Annotated in this window: 17 protein-coding genes; 8 read left to right on the forward strand and 9 right to left on the reverse strand. The window is 59.1% G+C overall.

All coding sequences use genetic code 11. The annotated features are described in order from the left end of the window. Positions 1–7: 7 nt before the first annotated feature. Positions 8–595, reverse strand: coding sequence for a hypothetical protein (locus tag ACVWZF_RS06765; protein ID WP_011431680.1), 588 nt, complete (start codon positions 593–595; stop codon positions 8–10). Between the two features lie 226 nt (positions 596–821). On the opposite strand from ACVWZF_RS06765, the gene ACVWZF_RS06770 reads away from it, so the two are divergent. The 3 genes from ACVWZF_RS06770 (at position 822) to ACVWZF_RS06780 (ending at position 4683) form a co-directional block, all read left to right on the forward strand. Next, the gene (locus ACVWZF_RS06770) at positions 822–1697 is read left to right on the forward strand and encodes an SDR family NAD(P)-dependent oxidoreductase (RefSeq protein WP_011431678.1); all 876 of its coding nucleotides are present in this window, start codon (positions 822–824) and stop codon (positions 1695–1697) included. 136 nt (positions 1698–1833) lie between these two features. Next, entirely contained in the window at positions 1834–3756 is a 1923-nt protein-coding gene (gene ftsH, locus ACVWZF_RS06775; RefSeq protein ID WP_457411147.1) for an ATP-dependent zinc metalloprotease FtsH, read from the forward strand. A 105-nt stretch (positions 3757–3861) separates the two neighbouring features. After that, entirely contained in the window at positions 3862–4683 is an 822-nt protein-coding gene (locus ACVWZF_RS06780; protein ID WP_457411148.1) for a class I SAM-dependent methyltransferase, read from the forward strand. Between the two features lie 128 nt (positions 4684–4811). Here the strand turns inward: ACVWZF_RS06780 and ACVWZF_RS06785 are convergent, their stop codons facing one another. After that, positions 4812–5495 carry a hypothetical protein gene (locus ACVWZF_RS06785; protein WP_148202667.1) on the reverse strand — a complete coding sequence of 228 codons (684 nt, stop codon included), beginning with the start codon at positions 5493–5495 and terminating at the stop codon, positions 4812–4814. 155 nt (positions 5496–5650) lie between these two features. Continuing rightward, entirely contained in the window at positions 5651–7054 is a 1404-nt protein-coding gene (gene dnaA, locus ACVWZF_RS06790; protein ID WP_414382552.1) for a chromosomal replication initiator protein DnaA, read from the reverse strand. Positions 7055–7279: 225 nt separating this feature from the next. Here dnaA and rpmH point away from each other — a divergent pair, with 225 nt between their 5' ends. The 5 genes from rpmH (at position 7280) to ACVWZF_RS06815 (ending at position 12976) form a co-directional block, all read left to right on the forward strand. After that, a complete protein-coding gene (gene rpmH / locus ACVWZF_RS06795) occupies positions 7280–7420 on the forward strand; it encodes a 50S ribosomal protein L34 (RefSeq protein WP_011434477.1) in 141 nt (46 codons plus the stop codon). 93 nt (positions 7421–7513) lie between these two features. Beyond that, complete coding sequence (gene rnpA / locus ACVWZF_RS06800; protein ID WP_457411150.1) at positions 7514–7894, forward strand: ribonuclease P protein component; 381 nt, start codon at positions 7514–7516, stop codon at positions 7892–7894. A gap of 82 nt (positions 7895–7976) precedes the next feature. After that, positions 7977–11543 (forward strand): chromosome segregation protein SMC, encoded by a 3567-nt coding sequence (gene smc, locus ACVWZF_RS06805; RefSeq protein ID WP_457411163.1) that lies wholly within the window; start codon positions 7977–7979, stop codon positions 11541–11543. Positions 11544–11631: 88 nt separating this feature from the next. Then, positions 11632–12213: a Uma2 family endonuclease gene (locus tag ACVWZF_RS06810; RefSeq protein WP_011434474.1), complete on the forward strand. Its 582-nt coding sequence runs from the start codon at positions 11632–11634 to the stop codon at positions 12211–12213. Positions 12214–12394: 181 nt separating this feature from the next. After that, positions 12395–12976: a Uma2 family endonuclease gene (locus ACVWZF_RS06815; RefSeq protein WP_011434473.1), complete on the forward strand. Its 582-nt coding sequence runs from the start codon at positions 12395–12397 to the stop codon at positions 12974–12976. Between the two features lie 160 nt (positions 12977–13136). Here the strand turns inward: ACVWZF_RS06815 and rsgA are convergent, their stop codons facing one another. From rsgA to ACVWZF_RS06845, 6 genes are all read right to left on the reverse strand, one after another. Beyond that, positions 13137–14180 carry a ribosome small subunit-dependent GTPase A gene (rsgA, locus tag ACVWZF_RS06820; protein WP_457411152.1) on the reverse strand — a complete coding sequence of 348 codons (1044 nt, stop codon included), beginning with the start codon at positions 14178–14180 and terminating at the stop codon, positions 13137–13139. After that, positions 14177–14446 carry a sulfurtransferase TusA family protein gene (locus ACVWZF_RS06825; protein WP_414349857.1) on the reverse strand — a complete coding sequence of 90 codons (270 nt, stop codon included), beginning with the start codon at positions 14444–14446 and terminating at the stop codon, positions 14177–14179. Before ACVWZF_RS06825 ends, rsgA begins: the two co-directional genes overlap by 4 nt. Continuing rightward, positions 14443–15627 (reverse strand): molecular chaperone DnaJ, encoded by a 1185-nt coding sequence (gene dnaJ, locus ACVWZF_RS06830; RefSeq protein ID WP_414329167.1) that lies wholly within the window; start codon positions 15625–15627, stop codon positions 14443–14445. Before dnaJ ends, ACVWZF_RS06825 begins: the two co-directional genes overlap by 4 nt. Before the next feature lie 130 nt (positions 15628–15757). Further along, positions 15758–17566 carry a molecular chaperone DnaK gene (dnaK, locus tag ACVWZF_RS06835; RefSeq protein ID WP_457411154.1) on the reverse strand — a complete coding sequence of 603 codons (1809 nt, stop codon included), beginning with the start codon at positions 17564–17566 and terminating at the stop codon, positions 15758–15760. A 179-nt stretch (positions 17567–17745) separates the two neighbouring features. After that, positions 17746–18483: a nucleotide exchange factor GrpE gene (gene grpE, locus ACVWZF_RS06840; protein WP_414407151.1), complete on the reverse strand. Its 738-nt coding sequence runs from the start codon at positions 18481–18483 to the stop codon at positions 17746–17748. 156 nt (positions 18484–18639) lie between these two features. Continuing rightward, positions 18640–20301 (reverse strand): bifunctional metallophosphatase/5'-nucleotidase, encoded by a 1662-nt coding sequence (locus ACVWZF_RS06845; protein ID WP_457411156.1) that lies wholly within the window; start codon positions 20299–20301, stop codon positions 18640–18642. Position 20302 lies beyond the last annotated feature (1 nt).

The raw sequence follows: 20302 nt of genomic DNA on the forward strand, positions 1-20302 counted from the left end.
AAGATCCCTAGGACGAAGAGCCTTCCCCAGGCGAGGCCGAATCGGTCGGCGGGGAGCCGGGATCCGTCTCCGGCACTTCGGGATGGCGAACGGGCTTGGGTAGGGTGCCACCTGACCTGATAACCAAACAGCGCACGGTTTGGTGCAGCTCCTCCAGCAAAATGCTGATGGCAGAGCGGAAGTCTCGGTGGTCATCTCGCATTTGCTCCAGCATGGCGCGGATGACTTCCTGACAATCCTTCAGGATGTGCTGCTGCTGGGCAACAATCTGCACCAGTTCGCTTTGTTCCTTGAGCAGCTCCCGCAGACAAGAGCGCAGCTCTTCCACATGGCTCTGCCAAAGGGCCTGTCCTTCCCGCAGCTCCATCACGCTGGTGCGCAAATCGGCGGTCGAGTCTCTTAGGGCTTCGCTGTGGCGGCGCTCGGCTTCCAGTTGCTTTTGCTGCTCCTGCTGCTGTTGGCGCAACTCAGAATTGGCCCGCAAGTTGGCTTCCGCTGCCCTGAGCAATTGAGCCAATCGAACCTCAGTAACAACCCAACGCTCTTCCGGGGAGAGAGATCGACCTCGGCCAACTCGCCTGCAGAAGTACTTCACAGTCGCTGCACCCTATACACAACTCTCTACTTTAAATCAAAGCACCATAGGACTTCAGCCCAAGCAGAGACCTGTCTATCGGGCTTTGTCCCGGCTGTTTTCTGGGTTTACCCAATGTAGCCATGATAGCGGATGCCGAATCCAGAAGTTCGGAAGACGGAGCTGCCCCTCTCCAGGGATCCCGGTCGTTCTTCTAGGATGGTGGAGAGTTTGGATAAAAGAAACCATGCCTTCACTTGCCAATCAAGTGGTGCTGATTACCGGCGCCTCTGCTGGAATTGGGGAAGCCGTCGCTCTGGAGGCGGCCAAACGAGGGGCTCGCTTGGTGCTGGCGGCCCGTCGGGAGGGGCTGCTGCGAAACGTCAAGGACTTGGTGGAAAGTCGGGGGGCGGAGGCGCTGGTGGTGCCCACCGACATGGCCGATACGGCCCAGGTGGAGGCGCTGGCCCAAAAGGCTCTGGATCATTTTGGCCGGGTGGATATCCTGGTGAACAACGCCGGCTATGGCCAGATGGGGCCGGTGGAAGAGGTGGATGTGGCGGCCATGCGGCGCCAGTTTGAGGTGAATGTATTTGGCTTGCACGCCCTCACCCGTGCCCTCTTGCCCCAAATGCGGGAACGGGGCAGTGGCCGCATCCTCAACCTCAGCTCGGTGGCCGGCCAGATGTCGATGCCTTTCAGCGGCGTTTACAACGCCACCAAGTTTGCTGTGGAGGCCCTCAGCGATGCGTTGCGGGTGGAGGTGGCCCCCTTCGGCATCAAGGTCATCTTGATCGAGCCGGGGCCGGTAGCCACCGAGTTTGGCCGCGTGGCGGAAGAAACCTTTGCCGCTGTTGTCAACCCCAATGGCCCCTACAAAGCGATCTTGGACAAGACTGCCGAGCTGGCCAGCTCGTTTAACAAAATGGCCTGGCCGGTGGAGAAGGTGGTGGAGCCGATCCTGAGGGCGATGACCGATCCTCACCCTTCCGACCGCTACACCGCTTTCACGGGGGGTAAGGTGGCGTTGGGGCTGATGCGGCTCATGCCCGCTGCTCTGGCTGACTCCATGTGGCGGCGCGTCTATGGGCTGGATGGTCTGGGATCCCCCGGCTCGGCCTAACTGCAGGCTTGTGGCGGGCATCGGATGGGGCAGGGATCCCTCAGGAGCTCATCCTTGCGGGGGTAGGGTTGTGCCTTCCAGGAGGGACAGGTTAAGTTTGTTAAAGGACTTTTAATAACCGAGCGTTCTCTTCCCTATGAACAAGCCTCTATCTCCCCAGCGCTGGCTGATCGCCCTCCTGCTGGGCTTTTGTCTCTGGCAGGGATCCGGCCTGGTGCTGCAGCCTGCACCCGCCCATGCAGCTTTGGCCTCGGCCCTCACCTACGATCGCTTTTTGCGCTACGTCGAGGAGGGGCGGGTTACGGATGTGCGCCTCACGGACAACAATCTGGTAGCTGAAGTTACGGCTGTGGATCCCCAGACCCAGCATTCCACCCGCTACCGAGTGAACCTGCTGCCCAACACCGTACCGCAACTGGTGGACCGCCTCACCGAGCAGGGGATCGAAGTGGCAGTGGTACCCACCCGCAATGGCAGCGCCTTTTGGGCGCTTCTGGGCAACCTGGTGATCCCGCTGTTGTTGTTGGGGGGGTTGTTCTTTTTCCTGCGGCGTGCCGGTGGCGGAGCGGGCGGCCCTGGGCAGGCGATGAACTTCGGCAAATCGCGGGCCCGCTTCCAGATGGAAGCCAAAACCGGCGTTAAGTTCGACGATGTGGCCGGCATCGAAGAAGCCAAAGAAGAATTGCAAGAGGTGGTTACCTTCTTGAAGAAGCCGGAGCGCTTCACCGCTGTTGGGGCCAAGATCCCCAAAGGCGTGTTGTTGGTGGGGCCGCCGGGGACGGGCAAAACCCTTCTGGCCAAGGCCATTGCCGGCGAGGCAGGAGTGCCTTTCTTTAGCCTGTCCGGCTCTGAGTTTGTGGAAATGTTTGTCGGGGTGGGTGCCTCTCGCGTGCGGGATCTCTTCAAGAAGGCCAAGGAGAATGCGCCCTGCATCGTCTTCATCGACGAGATTGACGCGGTGGGCCGGCAGCGGGGGGCCGGCATTGGCGGGGGCAACGACGAACGCGAGCAAACCCTGAACCAGTTGCTCACCGAGATGGACGGCTTTGAGGGCAACACCGGCATTATCGTGATTGCCGCCACCAACCGCCCTGATGTGTTGGATGCCGCTCTCTTGCGTCCGGGGCGCTTCGACCGCCAGGTTACGGTGGATCGGCCCAGTTTCAAGGGGCGCTACGAGATCTTGCGGGTGCATGCCCGCAACAAGAAGCTGGCGGAAGAGGTCAGCCTGGAGGCGATTGCCCGCCGTACCCCCGGCTTTGCCGGCGCGGATCTGGCCAACCTGCTCAATGAAGCGGCCATTTTGGCGGCCCGCCGTCAGCGCATGGCCATCACCAACCAAGACATTGACGATGCCATCGACCGCATCACCATCGGCCTGACCAAGCCCCCGCTTCTGGACGGCAAGAGCAAGCGCCTGATCGCCTACCACGAGTGTGGCCATGCCCTGTTGATGACACTTTTGCCCCACGCGGATCCCTTGAACAAGGTGACCATCATCCCCCGTTCCGGCGGCGCAGGTGGCTTTGCCCAGCAACTGCCCAACGAGGAGCAGATCGACTCCGGCATGTACAGCCGCGCTTGGCTGCTGGATCGGGTGGTGGTGGGCTTTGGCGGTCGGGCGGCCGAAGAGATCGTCTTCGGCTACTCGGAAGTGACCACCGGAGCCAGCAACGACCTGCAGCAGAACACGAATCTGGTGCGGCAGATGGTGACCCGCTTTGGCATGTCTGAGCTGGGGCCCTTGATGCTGGATCCCCCCAACAACGAGGTATTCTTGGGCGGCGGCTGGATGAACCGCGTCGAGTACTCGGAGGATGTGGCCGCCAAGATCGACCGCCAGGTGCGGCAGATCCTGGAGAGCTGTTACCAGAAAGCCAAGCAGATTTTGCTGGAGCACCGCCCTCTGCTGGATCGATTGGCCGATACCTTGGTGGAACGGGAAACCCTGGATGGCGACGAATTCCGGGCGATTGTCTCAGAGTATGTGCCCATCCCGGAGAAGGTCGGCCTGCCCAGTCCACTTGCGGAAGCGGGACGGAGTCCAAAGCTGGTCTAGGGGATCCCATCTCCATTGCCAGATAGACAACTGGGGGGGTTGTTGGGGCTGGATCCCGGCAACTGCCCTTTTTTTAGCGGGTTTTCTGTTGCGTCGGGTTATCTCATGCGCTCTTCTCTCTCTGCTTTGCCGGTTCACCTTTATCGCTGCCTGAGCTGCGGTCGGGAAGGGTTGACCCAATCACCAGGGCGGGAACAGGGATCCGTGGCAGATCGGGTTTATTGTCCCAGTTGTGGCCAAATTTACCCCATCACCGCTTCTGGGGCTGTGGATTTTATCGGCAGCTCATCGGACTTGCATCTCACCCCGGCCCAAGCCATTGCCCATCTGCCTGGGTTCGCCTGGGGCTACGATCGCCTCTGGCGGCCCTGGGCTCTGTCGCTACTGACGGGGGAGAGCTTTGGCAGCGAGCGGGAGGGTCAACTGCTGGCCGAGCTGGTGGGGGAGGAAGATCCCATCTTGGATTTGGGCACTGCCGGGGGGTACTGGAGCCGCTTGATTCTGGCCAGGGATCCGCAGCGGACGGTGGTCGGCCTGGACAATGCGGCAGGGGTATTGGCGGAAGCCGCTCAACAAGCGCAGCCCCACTGGCAGCACTACAGCCTGATGCGGGCTCGGGCTGAACAGCTTCCCCTCGCCTCTGGAACTTTTGGGGCGGTGATCAGTGGGGCGACCTTGAACGAAGTGCCTTTGGATCCCTGTTTGCGGGAAATTGCCCGCGTCTTGAAACCGGGAGGGGCCTTTGTCTCGATGCACAGCCAGCAGGTACAGGGATGGGGGCAGATGGTGCAGCAATGGCTGGAAGCCACCGGCCTTCATTTTTTCTCGGAAACCCAGTTGCGCGAGCACCTTCAACAGGTGGGGCTGCAGTTGGAGCGTTATCTCAGCTTGGGTTGGGTGGCCTTTGTGCGGGCGGTGCGCCTCTGATCTGGGCTGGGTTGAGGTGGCCATTCATTGAGTCCAGAGCGGAGCCATCACCCAAATCCAAGTCGCGTCGATCCCCAGCCCTCCTCTTCCACCGGGAGAGGGCCTGGGAGTGAGGGCGAGAGCGCAGGCTAGGGGATCCACTCCAGCCCAACGCCAAAGCTAAACTCCCGATCCAGGGTCGAGTTGCGCAGGCTATAGCGAGCAGAAAGACGAAAGGAAGGGCTAATGGCGTAGGCAGCAGTGAGCTCCGCCAGGGTGGCCTGTCCTTCTTCCGGCTCCTGGGGGGCAACCCAACTGTAGCTGCCGGTCAAATCTACACCTCCCGGAGCCAAGGCCAAAACAGCAAAAGCCCCATAGCTAACTCCACTGAGGCTGCGGTTCTTTTGTTCCAAAGCCCGATACCCCAGTTGTGGCGCCAGATTAAAACGGGATCCCATGGGGGCCAGAAAGTAACGCATTTCCGACCCGTACTGGCGCACTTCGGGATGTTCGGAAGATTGGCGATAGTCACCGCTGAGGGTGAGGCGATCTCCCAGACGCAAGTCTTGTAGGCTGATTCGCCAGTGAGAAGAGGACTCGAAACCGGCCTGCAAGCGCGTGGGCAAGACAGGGGTGTTGCGGATTTCTTCCAGGAGATGGGGCGGGTTTTGCAGCCAGCGGCGCAACACGGGGCTGCCTTCCAAAAGTTGGCTATCCAAGCCCAAATCCAAAGCGGCTGAGAGCGTGGCTGGCGCCGGATCCTGAATGCTGGCTTGCGTGGAATTGGCCCAAACTGGCCACCCAGGCACCAGTCCAGCCCAGAGGAGCAGCATACCCAGGGGAAGCCCTTTGCCAGACTGTCTCACCGCCTGCAACCCCATGCATCGCGTCCCTACTGTAGCCGCTTTCCGAGGGATTCTCCACGCAGACGGGCAGAGCCAAAGGGCGGCAACAACACCTCAAAGACGGCCCAGCGACAACAGAAAGCCTAGCTGCTACGGCTGTTGGCAACCACCCGCAAGCGCTCGACCAATTTTTGCAGTTGCCGTTCAAATTGCAGACTTTGCCGCTGTAGCTGACTGACCTTTTCACAGCTATAGAGGACGGTGGTGTGATCTTTTCCCCCAAAGTAGTCGCCAATTTTGGGCAGGCTGAGGTTGGTGTAGTGGCGCATCAAGAACATGGCAATTTGCCGTGCTTGGCTGATGTCGCGCTTGCGGGAGGATCCCAGTAAACTGTCTCGGTCGATGCCGAATTCTTCACAGACCACATCGGTAATCATGTCGGCGGTGATCTCTTTCGGCTCGCTGGGGGGATTGAGGATGGGCTGAATCGTCTCCACGCTCATCGGCAAGCCGGAAATGGAAACATAGGCGACGGCGCGGATCAGGGCACCTTCCAGCTCGCGGATGTTGCTGGTGTAGGTGGTGGCAATGTACTCGATCACGTCGGCGGGCAGGTTCATCCCCTCGTACTCGGCTTTCTTCTTGAGAATGGCCATGCGGGTTTCGATATCGGGCGATTGAATTTCCGCAATCAAACCCATGGAGAAACGAGAACAAAGCCGCTCCTGCAGACGCGGGATCAGATGAGGAGAGCGGTCGGCGGCCAGTACGATCTGTTTGCCGGACTCGTGCAGCGTATTAAAGGTGTGAAAAAACTCCTCTTGGGTGTACTCTTTGCCTTCGATAAATTGAACGTCATCCACCAATAAAATATCCACATCCCGATAGTGCTCCCGGAAAGACTGCATGCTGTCTCGCCGGATGGCATCGATTAAATCGTTGGTAAACCGTTCGGTGGACACGTAGAAGACCTTGGCGCGTGAATTGGCCTCCAGTTGGTAGTGGCCAATGGCCTGCATCAGGTGGGTTTTGCCCAGACCCACCCCACCGCAGAGAAACAGGGGGTTGTAGGCGCGCCCAGGCTTGTCGGCCACAGCCAGAGCTGCAGCGTGAGCCATGCGGTTGTTGGGGCCAACCACAAACCGCGAGAAGGAATACTTGGGGTTGAGATCCGGCGCCCGCATGGGCAGGCTGCCGCCGACTTCCAGTCCTAGAGTGGTGGAGGCAGGTAAGCTGCCGGCTCTGCCCGATGTTGGGGAAATCGCCCTTGAAGGGGGTTCTGCCTCGACAGAAGCGTGGGGGGAAACGGAAAACTCCACCTGCAAAGGGATCCCGGCTACCCGCTGCACCACCTCGGTGATGGTGGAAGCGTAGTGCTTTTGCAGCCAGCCCCGTGCCCATTCGCTGGGGGTACAGATGGTGAGGCGGTTGTCCACCAACGATTCAGCCCGCGCCGTTTTGATCCAAGCCTCAAAGGTTGGGCGGCTGAGCTGCACCTGCAGATGACACAGGGCTTCATCCCAGAGCTGATCCAGGGAAATATCCACACCACACACTCAGAGCGACACAGCAGAAGCCCAGAGGAAACAGCGGCGGCTTCCTCGACAGGAGCTTCGGGATTCCCAATTTAACTGCTCGGCGCGGGGTGGCCAATCTAGCAATTTTCCATTGAGTCTGCTAAGATTGAGCGTCTGCGATCAGTTTCAAGCGGGCTAATTTCGGTCTGGTCAGCTCTGGCAAATGATCTTGGATTCATAAGTTGGCTTCTCACCATGACTCAGCGTACCCTTCGTGGCACCAATCGCAGACGCATTCGGGTTTCTGGGTTTCGGGCCAGAATGCGAACGGCAACTGGGCGTCAGGTCTTGCGGCGACGGCGGGCCAAGGGGCGTTATCGCCTGGCGGTTTCCTAAGCCCTTTGGTCAGAGATTTGATTTGTCTTGGTTTTTTGGAGCGTTGCAGCCCAAAACTCGCTGACTTCTGGGGCAGACTCTCCTCGGTGCCCAATGTTGCCGGCTCCTCATCGATTGCGGGATCGACGAGCTTTTCAGGCGCTCTACCAGGGGGGCCAACGTCGTTCCGGTGCAGGCTTGACCCTGCTGTTTCAGCCGATGCCCGCAGGGTGCGAAGGGATCCCCAGCCATGTGGGACTGGTGATCGGCAGAAAGGTGAGCAAATCTGCCGTAAAACGGAATCGGCTGCGACGCCAGTTGCGAGAAATCTTGCGCCCTCTGTGCCCAAACCTGAAACCCGGATACCGGCTGCTGTTTATCTCCAAGGCAAACCTGCTGACCTACCGCTGGCCGGAGCTGAGGGCGGAGGTGCATCGTCTTCTCCAAAAGGCCGACCTGCTCGTCAGCACAGATGCGGATCCCAGGCTGTCCTAGAGACCTAGGCTGCACAGGTTTTTGCTACCCATGCTAGCCTGTTGCCATCATATGCTGGTGGCCACGCTAGATGTGGGGTGTGATGTACATCAAGCGGATTGAGCTGACCCGATTTAAGTCGTTTGGCAGCACCACCTCGTTGCCCCTGCTGCCGGGCTTTACGGTCATTTCCGGCCCCAATGGCTCCGGCAAGTCCAACATCCTGGATGGGATCCTGTTTGCGCTGGGTTTATCGTCCTCGCGGGGGATGCGGGCAGAGAGGCTTTTGGATCTGGTGCATTCCGGCAGCCTCAACGGCAATCGGCAGGTGGAAACCCATGTTTCTGTCACCTTTGAGCTGGGGCCAGGAGAAGATGGTCAGCCCAGGGAATGGAAAGTCAGTCGCCGGCTGCGGGTCAAGCCCGGAAAGGCTGAGGAGCTCGCCCGCGATAGTGGGACGGAGTCCTTTTCTCTCCCCTACACCAGCACCTTTTATATCAACGATGTGCCCTGTACCCTGAGCGAGCTGCACGAACAACTGGAGGCGATGCACATCTACCCCAACGGCTACAACGTTGTTTTACAAGGGGATGTCACCAGCATCATTTCCATGCACCCCAAGGAACGGCGGCAGATCATCGACGAATTGGCGGGGGTGGCCACCTTCGACCGCAAGATCGCCCAGGCCAACAGCAAGCTGGAGGCGGTACGGGAACAAATTGAGCGCTTTCGGCTCATCGAACAAGAATGGCAAGCTCAAGGAGAGCGGCTGCTCAGAGAGAGCGAAAAGGCCCAACACTATCAGCAACTGCGGCTGCAGTTGCAAACGCTGGAGCAGCAGCAACAGGTGTTGCTTTGGCGGCATTTGCAGGCCCAAGTGGAAGAAACCCAGGCGGCCATTCAGCAGCTTCTGGAGGCTCAGGAGCAGGCCACCGCTCAGGTGCAGACCTTGAGCGAGCATTTGCAGCAAGCCGAAGCCGCCCTGACCGAGTTGCAAAGCCGCATCCACGCCCTTGGAGAGGAGGAATACCTGCACCTGCAAGCCCAGATTGCCGCCGCCGAAACACAACGGCAACAGGTCAGCCAACAGATCGCAGCCTGGCAGCAGGAGATCGAGCAAGCGCAGCGCCTACATCAGGAGCGGCAAACCCAACAGCAGCATCTGCAGGCGGAGCTGGAACACCTGCACAGCCAACAGGAGCAACTGGCCCAAGCCCAGGGATCCCTGCAGGCCCAGGTTCAGAAAGCCCAAATTAGCTTGGAACAGAGCCGCGAACAGCTGCGCGCCCTAGCCCAATCCGCTGATGCCTGGGTGAAACAGCAGCGCTACCTCACCCGCCACATTGAGGAACTTCGCGCCGAACAGGAGCCTCTCCAACAGGAGCAAATTCGCCTGCAAGAGCGACAACGGCAACTGGAACGGCAAAGCCAAGAGATCCAGGCGGAGATTGCCCAGATCGAGGCGTGGCTGGGATCCCACCTGGCCCTCACCGCCGAGCTGGAACACACTTGCCGACAGTCGGAAGCTCAGGTTCAAACTTTGGCCCAAGAGCTGGCGCAACTGCAGGCCAGCCTGGAGTTGGATCGCGCCACCCACGAACGCCTCACCGTCGAGCTGCACGCCAAGCAGCGGCAACTGGACAAATGGGAAACCCGCCGCCAAGTGTTGCAAGAATCCCAGGGATCCCGGGCGACCCAAGCCATCCTGAGTGCCCGTCTGCCGGGGGTTTTGGGGTTGGTGGCCCAGTTGGGGCAGGTGGATCCCCAGTATCAACTGGCCCTGGAGGTTGCAGCAGGCAACCGGCTGCACTTTGTGGTGGTGGAGGATGACACCGTGGCCGTGAGCGCTGTCAACTTTTTGAAACGGGAAAAAGCCGGACGCGCCACCTTTTTGCCCTTGAATAAGCTCCAGCCCACCCGCCCCCCCAGCCCCCTGAAATTGGACGGCCTGATCGACTACGCCATTCGTTTGGTGCGTTTTGAAGAGCGCTACCGGGATGTTTTCGGCTTTGTGTTCGGCTCCACCCTGGTTTTCCAAAGCCTAGAGCTGGCCCAGCCCCACATCGGCAAGCACCGCATGGTTACTCTGGAAGGGGAGCTGTTGGAAACTTCGGGCGCCATGACCGGCGGCAGCGCCCCCCAGCGAGCTGGGATCCATTTTTCTGTCGGCGAACCTTCCGAGGAGGCCGCCTTGCGCTCCCGCTTGGCCGAGCTGGAGGAACTGCTGGCCGCCCTCACCCTGCGCCTACAAGCAGCCCAAGCCCGCGAAAAACAACTGGCCCAAGCCCTGCTCCTGGCTCGCCAAGACGCCCTGCAAGCCCAGCAATATCTGGAGCGGCACCAAGCCGACTGCCAAAAGCAACAGGCCCGCCTGCAACACCTGCAGGGATCCCTGGCGCAAAGGCAAAGCGAAAGCCACCAGATCCAGCAGCGGCTCCAGCAGATTCAACTGCGTTGGGATCCCTTGCAACAGCGCCTGGCCGATCTCACCCTCAAGCTCAGCCAACTGGAGGGATCCCCGGTGAACCAACATTGGCAGCAACTGCAGCAGACGGTGCAGCAGCAGGAAAGTCGCTTGGCAGAGCTGCAGCAGCAACTGACCCAACTGGAGCGGCAACAGCAGGAGAACTCCGGCCAACAACACCTGAAACAGGCCCAAATCCAGCACCACCAGGAGCGCCTGCAGGAGAGCAAACAGCGCCAAGCCTATCTGCAGGAGCAAATCGTCCAAGCCCAAGCCACCCTTGGCCAAATCCAGCAACACCTTGCCGAGCAACGGCAACAGATGAGCCAGATCGAGGCCCGACTTTCCCACCTGCGCCAAGAGCGAGATCGGCAGGAATTTCAACTGCGGGCCCAACAACAGCAAATCCAACGCCTGGAGTGGGAACGCTACAACGCCCTCACCCAACAACAGGAAAAAGAGGCCCTGCTGGCCCAACTGCAAACCCAACTGCAAGCGGTGGCCCAAGAGCTGCCGGATCCGCTGCCCAACTTGCCCGCCACCCTGACCCTAGACGAGCTGCAACGGCAAAAACGCAAAATCGAAGAGCAATTGCGATCCCTGGAGCCGGTAAACATGCTGGCCATTGCCGAATACGAACAGACCCAAGCTCGCCTGCGGGATCTCAGCGCCAAACTGGAAACCCTGCACCAAGAGCGCACCGAGTTGTTGCTGCGCATCGAGAACTTTTCCACCCTGCGTCGGCAAGCCTTCTTGGATGCCTTTCATGCCGTCAACGGCCATTTTCAGACCATCTTTGCCCAACTTTCCGATGGGGATGGCCATTTGGAATTGGAAAACCCAGAGGATCCCTTCGCAGGCGGTCTAACCTTGGTGGCCCACCCCAAAGGCAAGCCGGTGCGCCGTCTCAGCGCCATGTCGGGAGGAGAAAAATCCTTGACAGCCCTCAGCTTTATTTTTGCTCTGCAGCGATTCCGCCCTTCCAGCTTTTACGCCTTTGATGAAGTAGATATGTTTTTGGACGGGGCCAATGTGGAAAAATTGGCCAATATGATCTGGCAGCAATCTCGTCAGGCGCAGTTTTTGGTGGTCAGTTTACGCCGCCCCATGATCGAAAAAGCTGAGCACACCATTGGTGTAACCCAGGCCCGCGGTGCATACACTCAGGTGATCGGCCTGACCAAACCCGCCCCTCACCCCAGTTAAGATGTGGCTTGGTTAAGAGCAGAGGGCAAATCCTGAGGTCCCATTAGGCTCATTCTAAGAATGGTTTAGGAGTGTCCAAACGCCTGCCATGGTTGCTCTGACTCTGAATCTATCCCCCCTGACAACCCTGAGCCGAGCAGATTTTATTCGGCTTTGTGCCGCCAATCCTGACTTGAAGCTGGAGCGTACCGCTCAAGGAGAATTGGTTATCATGTCTCCAACCGGCGGGGAAACCGGCCACTGGAATGCCGAAATCACCACAGACTTAACCCTTTGGAATCGGCAATCGGGCCGAGGGAAAAGCTTTGATTCTTCCACCGGATTTTCCTTGCCTTCAGGCAGCGACCGCTCCCCTGATTTGGCCTGGATCCCGATTGAAAAGTGGGAAGCTTTGGATCCCTCAGTCCGTCAAGGATTTTTGCCCTTGTGCCCCGATTTTGTGGTGGAGATCCTCTCGCCCACCGATTCTTGGATCCAAACTCAGGCCAAGATGCAAGAATACATGGACAACGGCTGCCGGCTGGGGTGGCTGCTGGATCCCAAGGCTAAGCGGGTGATGATCTACCGACAAGGGCAAGCGCCGGAATTGGTCGAAGATCCGGAAACCCTATCAGGAGAGGACGTGCTGCCGGGCTTCACCTTGCCCATTCGCAAGATCTGGTCGGCTTGATATGAGTAGCTTTCACGGATTTACGATCCCTGATACAGATTTTTTCCACACCCTTAACCCAGCTAACTCAGATGGATCTCTTGCATGACAGGGATCGGAATTGCAGAACTCTCCCAACCTTGGAAACAGCTGCAGTAAAAATGTTGAGCGATAGGCCAAAAACAGGCGGAGTCACACTACCATGGCTGCTCTGACTCTGAATCTATCTCCCCTGATAACCCTCAGCCGAGCAGATTTTATCCGGCTTTGTGCCGCCAATCCTGAGCTGAAGCTGGAGCGTACTGCCCAAGGAGAATTGGTCATCATGTCTCCAACCGGTGGGGAAACGGGCAATCTTAACTTTGAAATTGCCGGGGAAGTTTATGTTTGGAATCGGCAATCGGGCCGAGGGAAAAGCTTTGATTCTTCCACCGGATTTTCCTTGCCTTCAGGCAGCGACCGCTCCCCTGATTTGGCCTGGATCCCGATTGAAAAGTGGGAAGCTTTGGATCCGGAAACCCGCCAAGGATTTTTGCCCCTGTGCCCCGATTTTGTGGTGGAGATCCTCTCGCCCACCGACTCTTGGATTCAAACTCAGGCCAAGATGCAAGAATACATGGACAACGGCTGCCGGCTGGGGTGGCTGCTGGATCCCAAGGCCAAGCGGGTGATGATCTACCGACAAGGGCAAGCGCCGGAATTGGTCGAAGATCCGGAAACCTTATCGGGAGAGGACGTGCTGCCGGGCTTCACCTTGCCCATCCGCAAGATCTGGTCCACCTGACATTCTACGGTCGTTTTATAGTCATTTTAGACAGGAATGAAACATTTGTGTATTGGTTCCTAACTCCCCTCTCCCAAAGGAAGAGGGGCTGGGAGTGGTCGCAGAAGCTGCACGGAATGCTTGAGGAGTGTCTCAATCTAGTTTGGAATGACTATAGTCCTCAGATTGGGGTCTTTCGCGCAATTCTGGCGAGACTGGGATCTTGGCCAGGCTGGATAAGGCCCACCGATGCCTTTTGCACCTGCTGGACTTCTTGCAAAAGCTGCAAGTAAAAAGTCCGTCGTTCCCAATCCAGATCTCGGAGCCCACAGCCCGGCTCTCGATGGTGCAGGCAATCGCGAAACTGACAGGCGCCCAAGCGATCCCTTACTTCGGGGAAGCACCGTATCAACTGCAAAGGATGCACCGGCGGGATCCCTTCGCCAGCATTGAATCCCGGCGAATCGGCGATCCAACCGCCTTCCGGCAAAGGAAACAGCTCCACATGGCGGGTGGTGTGCCGACCATGGCCCAAACGTCTGGAGACGGCCTGAGTGGCCAGCCGAACGTCCGGCAGCAGCCGATTGAGCAAGCTGGATTTGCCCACCCCGGAAGGGCCCATCACCACCGAGATCTGATCTCGACAGCACTGTTGCAACTGGGGGATCCCAGCTTGGGTGTGGGCACTGACCAACAGAGGCTCATATCCCCACCTCTGCAGACGCTCCACCCAAGTTGTCGCCACTTCTGGATCCACGCAGTCGCATTTGTTCAACACCACCTGAACCCGCAGTTGGCTGGCCTCGGCTTGCACCAGCAGACGACTGAGGGCGTTGGGCTCAGGGTCGGGCTCGGCCAGGGCCACCACCACCAGAACTTGGGTTGCGTTGGCAATAGCGGGTCGAGGCAGCTGAGTGCGCCGCGGCAGGATCGCCTCGATCACCCCCCGCTCCGGCCAGAGGTCGGCGGCAGCAGGCGGCAAGCGCACCTCCACCCAGTCCCCCACCATCACCTGCTGGCCCGTTTTTTTCAGCTTGGCCCGGCTGGTACAGAGAATCTCCGCCGGGGTGGGCTTTTGAGCCGGAAACTGAGCCGGGATCTCGGGAAAAAGGGCGGCCAAACTCGGATCGATCCGCACGCGATAAAAGTTGGCCTGCGCTGCGCGCACCCAGCCGGTACAACTGGATCCCGGATCCCCCTTTCCTTCTGGTTTCACCGGGCTCATGCCGACTCAGGCGTGCCACGACGCACCCAGAGAATGTGATGGCCTTCGGGGGAAGCTGCCTGTCCCTCAATCCGATGCCCGGCCATGGCTAGACTGTTGGGCACCTGCTCCAGAGGTTCTCCCGCATCCAGCCACAGCTCCAGCAGTTCTCCAGGAGCCATGCGCTCCAGGCGCAGCTTCGCCCGCACGTAGTTAAGTGGGCAAGGGATCCCGCGCTGGTCAAGGATAAACTTGACCTCTTCCGACGAAACAGCCTCTGCAGTCATTCTTCCTCACGCTCCCGGTTGCCAGGCATCTGGGCCAGCCCCCGCAACAACCCGCCCAAGAAACCATCCCGCTTGTTGATGCGTTCTCCATGCAGCTCAGCCAGGCGCATGAGCAATTCCCGCTCTTCTGAGCTGATGCGGGTGGGGATCTCCACCACCAGCGTGATTTGGTGGTCGCCCCGAGACATCGGGTTGCCAATGCGAGGTACCCCCTTGCCCTCCAGGGTCAGCACTGTACCCGGCTGGGATCCGGCTGGGATGGTCAGCTCCACCTCCTCCTCCAGGCCGGCTTTCGAGTCCACGGTGGGCACAGAGACCTTGGCCCCCAAGATGGCCTGCAAATAGCTCACCCGCACCTCCGAGAGAATGGTCAGGCCATCTCGCTGGAAGTCGGGATCCGGTTCCACGAATAGGTAGACGTAGAGATCCCCGGGCGGGCCACCGCGTCGACCGGCATCGCCTTCCCCGGAAACCCGCAAACGGGTGCCACTATCCACGCCGGCTGGGATGTTAATGCGCAGTTTCTTCGTGGTTTGGGCCAAGCCCTCGCCGTTGCAGTTGTAGCAGGGCTCCTCCAACACCTGACCGCTGCCACCACAGGTGGGACAAACCGAGACCTGGGTAAAGTTGCCAAACGGCGTGCGGGTTGCCCGCCGCACCTGACCACCGCCCCCGCAGGTGGGGCAAGTTTTCACCTCCGTACCGGGCTTAGCCCCGCTGCCTCCACAGACGTTGCAGACTTCCAAGTGGCTGATGCGAATCTGCTTTTCGCCGCCGAAGATGGCTTCCAGAAACTCCAGTTTTAGGTCAAAGCGCAGATCATCGCCCCGTACCGGCCCCTGGCGACTGCGGGCATAGCTGGCTCCTGCCCCTGCAAAGTTGGTGAAAAAGCTCTCGAAAATGTCGGCAAAGCCACCCATCCCCGCAAAATCCTGGAATCCACTTGCTGCCGCAGCAGCTCCACTCAAACCCGCTTCTCCAAAGCGATCGTAGCGAGCTTTTAGCTCATTATCAGAGAGCACCTCATAGGCACGGTTGATCTCTTTGAAGCGCTCCTCGGCGCCTGGCTCCTTATTGACATCCGGGTGGTACTTACGAGCCAACCGTCGATAGGCGCGCTTGATCTCCTCTTTGGAGCTATCGCGGCTAACCCCCAAGATTTCATAGTAGTCGCGAGCCATAGAAGCGCTTCAGAAGAGGTTAAAGATCAAAACATCAGACACACTTGAGATGCAACTTGTCAGGCAGCACAACCGAAGCAGACCTACAAGGCACCGGAGCTGGGGGAGAGCAAGCAGTTGCCTAGAATCCTCAGCGAGCTCCATAGATCTCGCTACCCATCTCCAGCAGGACAGCCCGCAGTTCTTCCATTGCGTTCCGTAAAGTTGCTAAGTCTACGTTATCATTTGCCAGCAATGCCCTCAATGTGCCCGCCACCTGAGCCCCCCGCTGGATTCGAGCTTCGCTGAGACGATTGCCATGCTCCTGCAGGGTTTTGTCGTAGTTGTAGAGCAGGCTATCTGACTGGTTGCGGGCTTCCACCAACTGCCGCCGGCGTTGATCTTCTTCGGCATAAGCCTCCGCTTCTCGGCGCATCCGCTCGATCTCGCTGCTGCTCAGGCCACCGTTATTGGTGATCTTGACGCTCTGCTCGATTCCTGTCCCCTTTTCCCGAGCCGAGACTTTCAAGATCCCGTTGGCATCGATGTCAAAAGAAACCTCGATCTGGGGCACCCCACGGGGAGCCGGCGGGATCCCGGTCAGCTGAAAGCGGCCCAAGGTTTTGTTGTCTTTGGCCATGGCCCGCTCTCCCTGCAGGACGTGAATCTCCACCACACTCTGGCCATCGGTGGCAGTGGAGAAAATCTGGGTTTTACTGGTGGGAATGGTGGTGTTGCGCTCGATGATGCGGGTGAAGACTCCCCCCAGCGTTTCCACCCCAATCGAGAGAGGGATCACGTCCAGCAGCAGTAGATCTTTCACTTCTCCACCCACCACGCCTGCCTGGATGGCAGCGCCAAGGGCCACCGCCTCGTCCGGGTTGACGGAGCGATCTGGGTTTTTTTTGAAGATTTGCCGAATTTTCTCCTGGACAGCGGGAATACGAGTAGAGCCGCCCACCAGCAGCACGCGGTCGATGTCTGCAGGGGAGAGGCCAGCATCCCGCAGCGCCTGTTCTGTAGGCTCCACGGTGGCCTCCACCAGATCCCGCACCAACTCCTCAAACTTGCCGCGGGTCAGCTCCACTTCCAGGTGCTTGGGCCCCGAATCGTCGGCGGTGATAAAAGGCAGGTTAATGAGTGTAACCTGGGTGCTGGACAGCTCAATTTTGGCCTTCTCAGCAGCCTCCCGCATCCGCTGCAGGGCCATGCGATCCCGCGAGAGGTCGATCCCTTCCGTCTCCAAAAACTGACGGATGAGCCAATCGACAATTCTTTGGTCGAAATCATCCCCCCCCAGGTGGTTGTTGCCGGCAGTCGCTTGCACCTCAAACACGCCGCTGCCCAGTTGCAGCACCGAGACATCGAAGGTGCCGCCACCCAAATCGAAAACCAGAATGCGCAGGTCTTGATCTTGTTTGTCTAGGCCATAGGCCAGGGCGGCTGCTGTCGGCTCGTTGATGATGCGCAGCACCTCCAGCCCGGCAATAGTGCCCGCATCTTTGGTGGCTTGCCGCTGGGCATCGGTGAAGTAGGCGGGAACGGTGATCACGGCTTGGGTCACCGGCTCCCCCAGATAGGCCTCCGCATCGGCCTTCAGCTTTTGCAGGATCATGGCGGAGATCTCCTGCGGAGTGTAGGCGCGATCTTGCACCGCCACTTCCACCATGTTGTCTCGACCGGGGATGACTTTGTAGGGAACCCGCCTCCGCTCATCTTCGGTCTCGGCAAAGGTGCGGCCAATGAAGCGTTTGATGCTGAAGATGGTGTTTTCGGCATTGGTAACCGCCTGGCGCTTGGCCAGTTGGCCCACCAAGCGGGTGTTGTTCTTAGCGAAGCCGACAATGCTGGGGGTGGTGCGCCCTCCCTCGGCGTTGGTGATCACAACGGGCTGACCACCTTCCAAAACCGCCATGCAACTGTTGGTGGTTCCCAGGTCAATCCCGATGACTTTACCCATAGCCCCCTCTCCCCGTGCGCCAAGTCTCAACCCAAGAACGCAATTCCACGGATCTTAAAAGCATTCTGCCCAGAATCCCGCAGAAACCTTCAGACGTTGCTTTCGTCTCCGTAGCTTTACTGTAGCGTTTCTGAGACTGCTCCGGTTCTGTTTGTCAAGGTTCAAGTGAGCAAGTTCGGCTAGGAAGGTTGGGGGTTTTGGGGAGAGGCGGGCGTGTTTTCCGGACCAGCTTCGATGGTGGCTTGGGCTGGGGGGGATGGTTCAGAGCTGGGGCTGCCCGCCGAGACGGCCACCATGGCATGACGGATCACCAAGTCCCCCAGCTTGTAACCTGGCTGATATTCGATGGCTACCACATCCTCGGGATAGTCTGGGCTGGGCTGACGGGCTATGGCTTCGTGCAGGTTGGGGTCGAAGGGCTGGCCCACCGATTTCATGCGGGAGACGCCCATCTTCTTCAGGCATTCCACCAGCAGGCGATAGACGCTCTGGTAGCTGTTGTGCAACTCCCGCTCGCGGTCGGTTTCCAGCTTCAGCTGCTGCTGAGCCCGCTCAAAGCTGTCCACAACAGGCAAGATCTCCAGCACAAATTTCTGCCGTTCTTTTTGGCTGAACTCTTCTTTTTCCCGCTGGGTACGCCGCCGGTAGTTTTCAAAATCGGCGTAGAGGCGCAGGTAGGCGTCTTCTTTCTCTTTGAGTTGCTGGCGGACAACTTCCAACTCGTGCTGGAGCTGCTTGAGAGCTTCACCGGGATCTGGAGAAGGCTCAGCTGCGGTTTCTCCGGAGGAGGTACCGGCTTCTGCTTCGCTATCTTCCAAAATCAGCTTCTCCAGCTCTGCCTCTACGTCGATCTCTTCTTCCTGTAGTTCAGGATAGGTATCTTCTGGGGCCATCGGTTGCTTCTCTTCGGCAGTCATGGGCGATGTCGGCAAGTGTTAGCAATGAGCAGTGACTCGGATATCCCCAGTTTGGCAGTTTCAAAACCGCCGCTGCACTCAGCCAAACCAGGCTCTGTGTTGATCGTATTCTACCGGGTTCTCTTTCAGCCAGTTGAAGTCAATATCTTTTCTTTCCTAGCCGACCAGCAGATGTTCCCGTGGCCGGCCCAGGCAATCGGGGAAGTAGATCTTGGCCAAGTCGGGGATTAGGCGCCAGTTGGGGCTGTAGATGGGTTGAATGGGGGAGTGGGTGTGAATATAGTAGACCAGAAAGTCGCGGATGCTATCGGCTGAGATCCACAGGGTTTGGGCTTCTTGGAACATGCTGTAACCGCCGCCGCCGCCGGCTCGGTAGTGGTTAATGGCCAGGCGAAAGGTCTGTGCTGGTTCCACCGGCTGTCCGCGGAATTGTAAGGTCACCAGGCGCTTTCCTACGGGGCGGGTGAGATCGAAGCAGTAGTCGATGCCGTGGTAGAGGTCGAAGGTGTAGCCGCGGGCTTCGGGGGCCACGACGGCAGCAGGATCGGCGGGAAGGTGATTGGGATCCAACTGGCGAAAATAGCCGGCAGTCTGTTCCAGGGCGCGCCGCAGAATATCTCCGGTGATCTCCAAAACGCAGAGGGTGTTGTCGTAGACGGTGAGGCTGTAGGCATCTTGCAGGGAGATGGGGCCTGCCGACAGGCCGGCGCTGCTGCAGATGTTGACCAGGGAGAGCTCTGCGGGGAATCCCGCCTCCCGCACTGCTTGCAATTGGGCCTGGTGGAGCAGCTCTGCCAGAGGGTTAGCCCCCAAACGGGCTGCCAGACCGCCACTATAGGCAGAACGGGCCTGGCCGATGGGCTGACGGATGTAGCGCAGGGTGGCTTGATGATAGGGCTCTGTCAACGCCAAGAGTTCGGGATCGGGAGGGATCCCTTCGGCGGAGAGGAGCTGTGCGCTTTTGCTGATGATTTGCCAGCGGCTGCCCTGGCGCTCCAGCTCCAGGGATACCTGGGAGAGGTGGCTGCCCCAATAGCCGGGCTGCACCACTAGAGCTTGGGATCCCCCCAAACCGGCGATGGTCTGGTGGGTATGGCCGGAGAGGATGACGTCAATGCCGTCCAGTTCGGCCAGGGCCAACAGTTCGTTTTCCCCTGCCAGGCTTTTGTTGCTGCACCAGCCGGAGCGATCTGGGTTGTGCCAATGCTCAGGGGTGCGCAGGGGGGGCAATTGGTTGGGGCCGCTGTGCAGGATCAAGATCAAAACATCCACCTGAGGTCGCAGCAGCGATAGGTAGTGTCGGGCGGTCTCCAACAAGGGGGCAAAGCGCAGCCCCGCAATGTAGTCGGGTCGCTCCCAGGTGTCGATGCGGGGGGTGGTCAGCCCTAGCAAGCCAACGCGAACCCCGGCCAATTCCCGGATCAGGTAGGGCTGGAAGAGGGGATCCCCATTCTGGCGGAGGATGTTGGCACAGAGCACCGGACAGCGGAGATCGCCGACAAAATCCCGGAGAACCTGAAGCCCAAAGTTAAAGTCGTGGTTGCCGGGGGTAAAGGCGTCGTAGCCTAGGGCGTTGAGGGCATGGGCCAAGGGGTGGGGAGAGACGCGCTCCACCTGCGCATAGTAGCTGCCTAAAGGGGATCCCTGAATGGTGTCGCCGCTGTCGATGAGCAGGACGGGATCCTCACTGGCTGCTCGCACGCGCTTGATGAGGGTGGCCAGCTTGGCTAAACCGTGCTCCGCAGGGATCCCGGTGAAGTAGTTCCAGGGATGTAGATTGGCATGGAGATCCGAAGTGTGGAGAATTGTTAATCGCATT

This window comes from Thermostichus sp. OS-CIW-30 (assembly GCF_054060215.1).

Bases quoted from the DNA above. Each gene is read 5' to 3' on its own strand.
- ACVWZF_RS06770 (WP_011431678.1), top strand. From the start codon at position 822: ATGCCTTCACTTGCCAATCAAGTGGTGCTGATTACCGGCGCCTCTGCT.
- ftsH (WP_457411147.1), top strand. From the start codon at position 1,834: ATGAACAAGCCTCTATCTCCCCAGCGCTGGCTGATCGCCCTCCTGCTG.
- ACVWZF_RS06780 (WP_457411148.1), top strand. From the start codon at position 3,862: ATGCGCTCTTCTCTCTCTGCTTTGCCGGTTCACCTTTATCGCTGCCTG.
- ACVWZF_RS06785 (WP_148202667.1), bottom strand. From the start codon at position 5,495: ATGCTGCTCCTCTGGGCTGGACTGGTGCCTGGGTGGCCAGTTTGGGCC.
- rpmH (WP_011434477.1), top strand. From the start codon at position 7,280: ATGACTCAGCGTACCCTTCGTGGCACCAATCGCAGACGCATTCGGGTT.
- rnpA (WP_457411150.1), top strand. From the start codon at position 7,514: ATGTTGCCGGCTCCTCATCGATTGCGGGATCGACGAGCTTTTCAGGCG.
- smc (WP_457411163.1), top strand. From the start codon at position 7,977: ATGTACATCAAGCGGATTGAGCTGACCCGATTTAAGTCGTTTGGCAGC.
- ACVWZF_RS06810 (WP_011434474.1), top strand. From the start codon at position 11,632: ATGGTTGCTCTGACTCTGAATCTATCCCCCCTGACAACCCTGAGCCGA.
- ACVWZF_RS06815 (WP_011434473.1), top strand. From the start codon at position 12,395: ATGGCTGCTCTGACTCTGAATCTATCTCCCCTGATAACCCTCAGCCGA.
- rsgA (WP_457411152.1), bottom strand. From the start codon at position 14,180: ATGAGCCCGGTGAAACCAGAAGGAAAGGGGGATCCGGGATCCAGTTGT.
- ACVWZF_RS06825 (WP_414349857.1), bottom strand. From the start codon at position 14,446: ATGACTGCAGAGGCTGTTTCGTCGGAAGAGGTCAAGTTTATCCTTGAC.
- dnaJ (WP_414329167.1), bottom strand. From the start codon at position 15,627: ATGGCTCGCGACTACTATGAAATCTTGGGGGTTAGCCGCGATAGCTCC.
- dnaK (WP_457411154.1), bottom strand. From the start codon at position 17,566: ATGGGTAAAGTCATCGGGATTGACCTGGGAACCACCAACAGTTGCATG.
- grpE (WP_414407151.1), bottom strand. From the start codon at position 18,483: ATGACTGCCGAAGAGAAGCAACCGATGGCCCCAGAAGATACCTATCCT.
- ACVWZF_RS06845 (WP_457411156.1), bottom strand. From the start codon at position 20,301: ATGCGATTAACAATTCTCCACACTTCGGATCTCCATGCCAATCTACAT.